Below are 8242 nucleotides of genomic sequence, written 5' to 3'. Positions count from 1 at the left end.
TCCAAGTGTGAGCACGATCAGGCGATCCTGCTCATGCTCGTGTCGTCTCGCCAGAGGGCCTTGAGGCCACGCTTACGTTGTTGACGGCTCGACCATTTAGGACGTGACGTCTGTGACGTGTTGAAGCAGAGCGAACGCCACGCGCCATGCACGACCATGGCAGTGAACCGTGGCTGTGCGCTGGTTGATCCGAACGATTTCTCCGACGTGGCGCTTGAGGCTTTGGTCGGTGAAGCTCACGCGCTGGCCGACGAGGAATTCCGGTTTGTGACGGATCTCCTGCGGCGGCCTCAGTGGTGCGGCAGGTGCCGTTGAGGGCGACTGGCCTGCCTGCTGCTCATCGACCGGCACAACTGCCGCGTACAGAACGTTGAAGCGCTGTTTGCTTTGCTCATCGAGCAGAGTGACCTGCCGGTCCTTCATCGCCGCGATGCAAGCCTGACGTAGCTTGCCGGTGCCCCAGTCTCAGTATTGCACCAGTTGGCCCATGTGCAACTGCGAGCGCGCCTTCACAGCCCCTGGCGCACCCCGGTGCAACGCCAGCACTGACTGCTACTCAGCATTTCTGATCGGGCACGAAGCACATGCTCTGTCGACCGACTGCCTCGCAAACGGCGTCGGCGTCGGCTGCATCATTCTTGTTGGTCTTGGCGTAGGGCTTGACGAACTACGGGACCATCAGGCGCACGGTATGCCTGCTGCCAGCAGCTTGCGTGCCCAGTGGTGAGCACTGTCGTAAGCCTCCACACCAAATAGACACGGCGACAGGTTGGCAAAGAATGTCCTCATCTGGTCCCAGCGAGGCTGCCTCATTGCGAGCACCTTGCCATGCTCGTCGATTCCGTGGACCTGAAACACTTTTTTGACAAAGTCGACAACGGTCGCAAGCTCCATGGTGCACGCCCTTGTCCAGTTCAAGTGGTTGATCAACATCTCCACTTGGCACTTCGATGCCGTTACGGGTGGAGGGCGTTCATCCCATTGCTTACATTGCGCTTCGCTCGCTGTGGTCTGCTCGCGGCAGGGACTTGCATCTCTAGGATCGCGCTCATGTTGGGCGCACGATAAAAAAGCCACCAAGCTTTCGCATGGTGGCTTTTAGTTTTTCGATTCGAAGCTGGCTTGCGCCAGCATCAAATTAGAAAGCGTGACGGATACCGAAGTCGTAGCCGGTCGAGGTCTTCGGGGTGAAGACTGCGTTCGGAATGAAAGCCGGGCCGCCAACGGTCAGGGCTGCACCATTCTTGTTGCTCACGCGAGCAACGGTAGCGTACAGAGCCGTGCGCTTCGACAGGTTGTGCACGTAGCCGATAGCCAGCTTGTTGGCCTTCGGGTCAGCGATACGCGGCTGGAACAGCACTTGCGGCTGGTTCAGGTCGTACTTGACCGACGAGTAAGCGGCACGGATCAGGCCAGCACCGACGGGCACGGTCACACCGAGCAGGTAGCCGGTCAGGTCGGTGTCAGGCGTAGCGCCGACGAAGGGGGTGACTTCGTAGTCGACCTTGTTCTTGACGCGCGACACTTCACCGAACAGCTTCACGGGACCGAAGTCGTACGAAGCGCCCAGGTTCAGCGTGTTGACCTTGTTGGTCACGCCAGCGTAGAACTGGTCACCCGAAGTGCTGCTGCCGTAAGCCAGTGCGACGTCCACAGGACCGTTGGCGTAGCCGAAACGGCCACCGACGTAACGGCCGGTGCGCGAGTTGTTCGCGACGTTAGGCGTAGCCAGACCAGGGCTGTACTTGTCCTTTTCGCTGAACGCGTACTGCACTTGGCCGTAGAAACCGCCCAGGTTCGGGGGCAGGAAGTAGCCGATGCTGTTGCTTGCGCGAACGTAGTTGGGGTTGCCACCGAAACCACCTGCACCGCCGGTGGTGTTGAAACCGCTGGCCGTCGAGATCAGGTTGGTGCCCACGCCGACAGTGCCGAACGGATCGAACACGGTGTCGTTCCAGAACGTCGGGGTGTAGTCACGGCCAAGGCGGACTTCACCGAAACCGCCCGACAGGCTCACGGTCGAGCGACGACCGAACGTCGAAACGCCAGTTGCACCGTCATCATTGGTGATCGGGGCTTCGAGCCAGAAGCTGGCGGCCAGGCCACCACCCAGGTCTTCCGTACCACGGAAGCCCAGACGGCTGGAGTTGTACGCCCCATTTGCCAACGCTGTGCGGCTGACCTTGACGCTGCCCTTGTTCAGGTAGAACGGGTTCAGGAAGGTGGCGCCGTTCAGGTCACGCGAGGTGGACGAGTAGCCGCTGATCGACGCGTCGACCACACCAAACAGCGTGACGGACGACTGAGCCGAGGCAACACCGGCAACAGCCAGGGCAGCCAGAGCAACTAGAGATTTTTTCATTGCAAGTTTCTCCAAGGTTAAACATAGGGCTCCGGTGCGAAGGGCTCACCGTGACTGGCACTTAGTGCTCCCACCGGACCCCGGGCCAACCTCCTTTTGGGAAGTTGATGCTATTGCACCAGAGCCGCTGCGGCAGGGCAAAACAATTCATCGGAAATGTTCAAGGGAGAGTAGTTTTGTTGCGCAGGAGCGACACCAGTCGGTGCAAGGGAACATTGCTCGGTCGGAGGATTCCGATTTCACGCGCCTCATCGCAAGGCACCATCAGGCCAACGTGGCTGGTAGAGTCACGGTCGTCGGCACTTCTGGAATCTAAAGGTATTGATGGAAGACCTTGAGTGGTCGGCCCCAATACACTACTAGGCGAAAGTTTGGGTAAGCTCGGCGGAAGAGCAAGTCAGGGAGGCGGGTGCGGGACGACATGCGGCCTCGACCGGCAAACGATCGTGCTGGCCAAAAGCATTGGGGCCTCAATAGGTTCATCAGCTTGGCTGCACCCGAGACCTTACACGGAGTCTAGCTCCATCTATTGGAAGGGGCGCCCCGCCCAAATCAGGGCCACGCAACAGCACTCTTAGCCCCTCTTATTCGACAAATCGTCCAGACTGGCTGATGATCGTCAGCCCGACATAGCCCGACCCACTTCGAAGACGCGGCCCATATTTGATCTGCATCTGATCGGAGTACAACTTGGAATCCATCGTTTCGAGAGCTGTCACCAGACTGCTCCGAGTCACGCTGCGCCCAGCCTGACGTAGGCCATCGACGAGCAGTTTCGCGTTGATGAAAACCTCCAGTCCCAAATAGGAATAGTCAGTCTTCCCGGTCGCAGCGGTGTAAGCCGTCTGGTATTCGCGTACGACGGGGATCGTGGCGCGCCAAGGACTAGGCACCAGTGTTGCGAAGATCACACCATTGATGTGACCTGCAAGGTCTGCGGCGACTTTTGCGTTCGCCTGTGCCGCCAAGTTATAGAACGGAACGCTCACGCCAGACTTGCGCGCCAGTTTAATGAGCGCCACCGTTGACACCGGAGAGGCTAAAAGAATGATTCCCTGCACTCCTGCCGTACCCAGGGAATCAACGATCATCGCCGCATTGTTACCGTCAGGCTCGAGGGCGTACTCGCCCGCTGGCTGGATTCCCTTGTTGGCGAATATGCCTTGGGCGGAAGCCAAGGCGCTCTGACCGAACGAGTCTCGCTGATAGACAACCGCCAGCTTGGTTTGGCCGACGACGGCCATCTGGCCAATCATTCGTGCGATTTCGCTTTCGGTACTCGCCCGCAGGTTGAAGGCAAATTTCCCCGGAGTCGTGCGCATCTTCCCGCCACCAGCAATTCCTGTGATCAAGGGAATCTCGCGTTCTGTGATTATCGGCATCATCGCGCTACAACTGGCTGTACCCCAGCAGTTGAAGATGGCCACCACCGTCTTGTCTTCAGCAAGACTTCGAGCGTTCTCCGCCGCCTTTTGGGGATCGAATGCATCATCCAGCGTCTTAAGCATCATACGGCGGCCATCGATTCCGCCAGCCTTGTTGACCATGTCGAAATAGGCGTGCGCGACAGCCAATCCCTCATGCCCTGCAGCGGCGTTCGGACCAGAAAGCGGCAAGCTAGCACCGACGACGATGTCTGCCGCCCCTTGGGCTTGCACAACCGACGTTGCAACCGCAAGAAATACGTACGAAAGAACACGTTTCATATTCGAGGCGACTTTGAAAGGGGATAACGCGCGCCGCGGAAAGTCGCTACGGAAGACATTCCTGATGCCGTCGCGCTATGGAGGCTAGAGCTCCGTCGAATCATTTTGAAACATCGAGCCGTCTGAAAGATCAGGGTTTTCGCCGACCCACTACCACTTCGCATAACCAGCTTGCACGGCAGGAAGGCGTTGCTGCCAGCGTCCAGTTGCAGAGGCACAAGTTCGATCGTCGAAGGCAATAGCTGCGATCCCTGCCGAAACGGCCGAGTTATTGATCTTTAATGGGTTGCCGCCGGAGCCGAAGTTAGCAAGCTGCGGCGCGAGCGCGGGAAGAAGCCGCTCGAGAGCGAAACTCTCACGAAACCATTGGAGTATGCCGCCAAAAAGAAATAAGAGCCCGCTCTCTCTTGCGGAACAGGGACGATCAGTTAAGGCTACTTCTAGGCTTTGGGACTGGCGCACTCGAACGTTCATTGCTGCAGGCTCGCACTGAGAGTAAGCAAAGCCAGCATGTGAGATGAAGTTGTCGCGAACGGCGCCATGCTGATCGATGGGATCAAGGCGCAGTTGGCCAGAGCTTCGTTCCGCGCGCGGCAGTGCAGCAAGTCTTCGATTCGGGTTTATCTGAATCCGGATTGCCGCATAAACTGTATACAGTTTCGCGTACACAACTGGTGTGCGCGACGGCTCTGCGACGCGCATCACTGCTCCCGTTCCCCTCGCCGCGCCAGGAGACAACGATGACGGCAGATTCCCTTTCCAGCAATGTTCATCCCGTGGACCAGCGCCTGCCTTCGGGCAAGCTCGCGGCCCTCGGCCTGCAGCACGTGCTCGTGATGTATGCGGGCGCCGTCGCGGTGCCGCTCATCGTGGGCCGTGCGCTCAAGCTCTCGCCCGACGAGGTCGCGCTGCTGATCTCGGCCGACCTGTTCTGCTGCGGCATCGCCACGCTGATCCAGGCGCTGGGCGCCACGCAGTGGTTCGGCATCAAGCTGCCCGTGATGATGGGCGTGACCTTCGCCTCGGTGGCGCCCATGGTCGCCATCGCCAACGCCAACCCCGGACAGAACGGAGCGCAGCTGCTGTTCGGCGCCATCATCGGCGCGGGGGTGATATCGATACTGATCGCACCCTTGGTGAGCCGCATGCTGCGGTTCTTCCCGCCGGTGGTGACGGGCACGATCATCGCGGTCATCGGCATCAGCCTGATGCGCGTGGGCATCAACTGGATCTTCGGCAACCCCGTGGGCCCCACGGCGCCCGCGCTGGTCGACCCGGTGTACGCCAAGTGGCTGGCCGAGGTCACCTCGCCGGGCAGCTCGATCCCTGCGGTGCCCAAGGGCTTCGCCATCATGCCCACCGTGCCCAACCCCAAATACGCGGACCTCTCGGGCTTCGGCGTGGCCGCGCTGGTGCTGGTGTCGATCCTGCTCATCGTGAAGTACGCCAAGGGCTTCATCGCCAACATCTCGGTGCTGCTGGGCATCGTGATCGGCGCGGTGGTGGCCTCGCTCACCGGCCTCATGACCTACGAGAAGGTCGGCAAGGCCGCGTGGGTCGACATCGTGCTGCCCTTCCACTTCGGCATGCCGCTGTTCGACCCCATCCTGATCCTCACGATGACGCTCATCATGATCGTCGTGATGATCGAATCGACTGGCATGTTCCTCGCGCTGGGCGAGATGACCGACCGCAAGATCAGCCAGCAAGACCTGGCCAAGGGCCTGCGCACCGACGGCCTGGGCACGCTCATCGGCGGCATCTTCAACACCTTCCCGTACACCAGCTTCTCGCAGAACGTGGGCCTGGTGGCCGTCACCGGCATCAAGAGCCGTTATGTCTGCGTGGCCGGCGGCGTGATCCTGATCGTGCTGGGCCTGCTGCCGAAGATGGCCGCGCTGGTCGAGTCGCTGCCCACCGTGGTGCTCGGCGGCGCGGGCCTCGTGATGTTCGGCATGGTGGCCGCCACCGGCATCCGCATCCTGTCGGGCGTGGACTTCAAGACCAACCGCCACAACGCCATGATCGTCGCCGTATCGATCGGCGTCGGCATGATTCCGCTCATCGCCCCCAACTTCAAGCAGTGGATGCCGCATTCGATCCACTCGCTGATCGAGTCGGGCATCCTGCTGGCGTCGATCACCGCCGTGCTGCTGAACCTGTTCCTCAACGGTGCGAAGCACGACGAGGAAGCCGTGATCGCGGCGGCCAAGCACGCCGACGCGCACTAAGTCAGTCTTCACGTACGTCGGTTGGCCACTGACTGACTGCCGGCCCCTCTGCGTCACAAGAAAAGTCGTGCACTTGCTCTTCCGCAGCAAGGACGCTGCTTGAGCCACACGATCAGCGGGTAGCTCAGGCGCTCGCGTTCGGAGGCAGTCGATCGCGGGCTGTGCATGCGCCACCGCGCAAGCCTGACGGCCCACAAAGACAAGTTTCCGGGCCAGCGTTCAGAAGACCCGCGGCAGCATGTTGCGACGCATGAGCGTTGTAGATGGGCTTGATCGCCATGCTTTGCGAAGAGCCGCCCTCGCACCGAGTCAATCGACTCGAATTGGGAGGTCTAATCAAGAGCACGCTTCGTGCATGAATGGCTGCCCCCTCCAAAGGAGCACGAGCGATGAGCCAGATCAATTTTGCGGATGCGGGGCAAGCGGGCAAAAGGAAGAAGACGAGGTGCGAAATCTTCCTTGGCGAGATGGAACTGGTGGTGCCGTGGAAGGCACTACTCAAGATCATCGAACCCCGCCAGGCCGCCAGCCTTACCCGCTGCAAGCCATACTGCGCGTGCACCTGATGCAGAACTGGTTCGCACTGAGCAACCCGGCGATGGAAGAGGCCCTGCATACGATCGCCTCGCTGCGCGCGTTCGCCGGACTCGGTCTGGAGACGATCCCAGAAACGACGACCATCTTGAACTGCCGCCACCTGCTGGAGGCCAACGATCTGGCCGAGGGCATCCTCAAGCAAGTCAACGCCCACCTGGCCAGGAAGGGGCGGCCGGTGAAGCACGGCTCCATCGTGGACGCAACTATCGTCGCCACCCCGAGCTCCACCTAGTTGTGAAGTGTCAAGAGGTTCTTGCGAGACATCGAGAGACGCGAGACAGGGGCCACGCGGTTGATGCCGTGGTGCGACCGGTGCCAGTTGTAGAAGTGATTCCACTGAGGCAAGGCTGCACGGCGCTGGCCTGAGTTCGCGTAGGCGTCCCCGTAGGCCCACTCGCGCAGCGCGGACTGGATGAAGCGTTCGGCATTGCCATTGGTCTGCGGGCGATACGCCCTGGTGAATTTCTGGCCGATGCCCAGCTCCAGGCATACCTCAGCGAACAGCCCCGAGCGGAACGACATGCCGTTGTCGGTCAACACTCGCTCGATCGTGACGCCCATGCTCGCGAAGTAGCCCACGGCAGCCCGCAGGAACGCCTGGGCGCTGAGCTTGGTCTCATCGGGGTACACCCGCGTGAAGGCCAGGCGGCTATGGTCGTCCACAGCCACGAAGACGAAGTCCCAGCCGACGTTTCGGGCACGCTGCGTCCGGTCGCCGGAGATGCGGTGGCCGACCTTGTCGAAGCGCCCCAGCTTTTTGATGTCGATGTGCAGAAGTTCGCCAGGGTTGTCGCGCTCGTAGCGTTGCACCGGCTCGTCCGGGCGCAGATCGCTCAGTCGAGACAGCCCGGCACGACGCAGCACGCGGCTGACGGTCGCCCTGGACACGCCCATGTACGAGGCGATGCGCGCCTGCAGATAGAGCTTGCGGCGCAGCTCCACGATGGCCAGGGCCACATGACGCTCGATGGCGCGGGGTGACTTCTCGAGGCGAGAGGACTTGTCTAGTAGACCTGCCGCGCCATCAGCCAGGTATCGGGCCAGCCACTTGCGGGCGGTGACAGCACTGACACCGTGCGAAGCAGCCGCATCTGGTGCGCTGGCACCACGCTCAGTGATGGCTTGAACCATCTCCAGGCGGCGCAGGTACGTCAATCGGGCATTCTTATGGGTGTTCATCCGGTTCGGCGTTTTGAGTGGATTGGGGGTTTGGCGATTTCCAGTCTCTCAAAACTTCTCCGGGTGAACACCCGAAACAACCTATTGGGCTGGGCTGCTGCCGGTTTCAAAGACACCTTGTTAAGGTGTGAAATGAAACCGGAGGTGGTTCATGGGAACGAGAAGGC

Annotated in this window: 6 protein-coding genes and 2 pseudogenes; 2 read left to right on the top strand and 6 right to left on the bottom strand. The window is 60.6% G+C overall.

Annotated elements, in window-relative coordinates; genetic code table 11:
- Nucleotides 1-96: 96 nt before the first annotated feature.
- The 5 genes and pseudogenes from AC07Y4_RS32215 to AC07Y4_RS32195 form a co-directional block, all read right to left on the bottom strand.
- On the bottom strand, nt 97-423 hold the full coding sequence (locus AC07Y4_RS32215; RefSeq protein ID WP_235944320.1) for a hypothetical protein: 327 nt from the start codon (nt 421-423) through the stop codon (nt 97-99).
- A gap of 132 nt (nt 424-555) precedes the next feature.
- Nucleotides 556-894, bottom strand: a pseudogene (locus tag AC07Y4_RS32210) (IS110 family transposase); the annotation flags it as partial.
- A gap of 244 nt (nt 895-1138) precedes the next feature.
- Entirely contained in the window at nt 1139-2362 is a 1224-nt protein-coding gene (locus AC07Y4_RS32205; protein ID WP_159275189.1) for a porin, read from the bottom strand.
- 584 nt (nt 2363-2946) lie between these two features.
- Nucleotides 2947-4068: an ABC transporter substrate-binding protein gene (locus AC07Y4_RS32200; RefSeq protein WP_159275188.1), complete on the bottom strand. Its 1122-nt coding sequence runs from the start codon at nt 4066-4068 to the stop codon at nt 2947-2949.
- A 150-nt stretch (nt 4069-4218) separates the two neighbouring features.
- The gene (locus AC07Y4_RS32195) at nt 4219-4770 is read right to left on the bottom strand and encodes a hypothetical protein (protein ID WP_159275187.1); all 552 of its coding nucleotides are present in this window, start codon (nt 4768-4770) and stop codon (nt 4219-4221) included.
- Nucleotides 4771-4808: 38 nt separating this feature from the next.
- On the opposite strand from AC07Y4_RS32195, the gene AC07Y4_RS32190 reads away from it, so the two are divergent.
- Nucleotides 4809-6299, top strand: a complete 1491-nt coding sequence (locus AC07Y4_RS32190) for a nucleobase:cation symporter-2 family protein (protein WP_159275186.1) — start codon at nt 4809-4811, stop codon at nt 6297-6299.
- Between the two features lie 389 nt (nt 6300-6688).
- Nucleotides 6689-7125: pseudogene (locus tag AC07Y4_RS32185) on the top strand (transposase); the annotation flags it as partial.
- Here the strand turns inward: AC07Y4_RS32185 and AC07Y4_RS32180 are convergent.
- Nucleotides 7125-8075, bottom strand: a complete 951-nt coding sequence (locus tag AC07Y4_RS32180) for an IS481 family transposase (protein ID WP_159275185.1) — start codon at nt 8073-8075, stop codon at nt 7125-7127. The pseudogene AC07Y4_RS32185 and the gene AC07Y4_RS32180 overlap by 1 nt on opposite strands.
- Nucleotides 8076-8242: the final 167 nt, after the last annotated feature.

The sequence above is a fragment of the Variovorax sp. GW460-12-1-14-LB1 genome, assembly GCF_059423605.1.
Note: the sequence above shows the minus strand (reverse complement) of the source record. Positions and strands in the feature narration are given on the sequence as shown.

Coding starts and splice junctions, on each gene's coding strand:
- AC07Y4_RS32215 (WP_235944320.1), bottom strand. CDS start 423: ATGAAGGACCGGCAGGTCACTCTGCTCGATGAGCAAAGCAAACAGCGC.
- AC07Y4_RS32205 (WP_159275189.1), bottom strand. CDS start 2,362: ATGAAAAAATCTCTAGTTGCTCTGGCTGCCCTGGCTGTTGCCGGTGTT.
- AC07Y4_RS32200 (WP_159275188.1), bottom strand. CDS start 4,068: ATGAAACGTGTTCTTTCGTACGTATTTCTTGCGGTTGCAACGTCGGTT.
- AC07Y4_RS32195 (WP_159275187.1), bottom strand. CDS start 4,770: ATGCGCGTCGCAGAGCCGTCGCGCACACCAGTTGTGTACGCGAAACTG.
- AC07Y4_RS32190 (WP_159275186.1), top strand. CDS start 4,809: ATGACGGCAGATTCCCTTTCCAGCAATGTTCATCCCGTGGACCAGCGC.
- AC07Y4_RS32180 (WP_159275185.1), bottom strand. CDS start 8,075: ATGAACACCCATAAGAATGCCCGATTGACGTACCTGCGCCGCCTGGAG.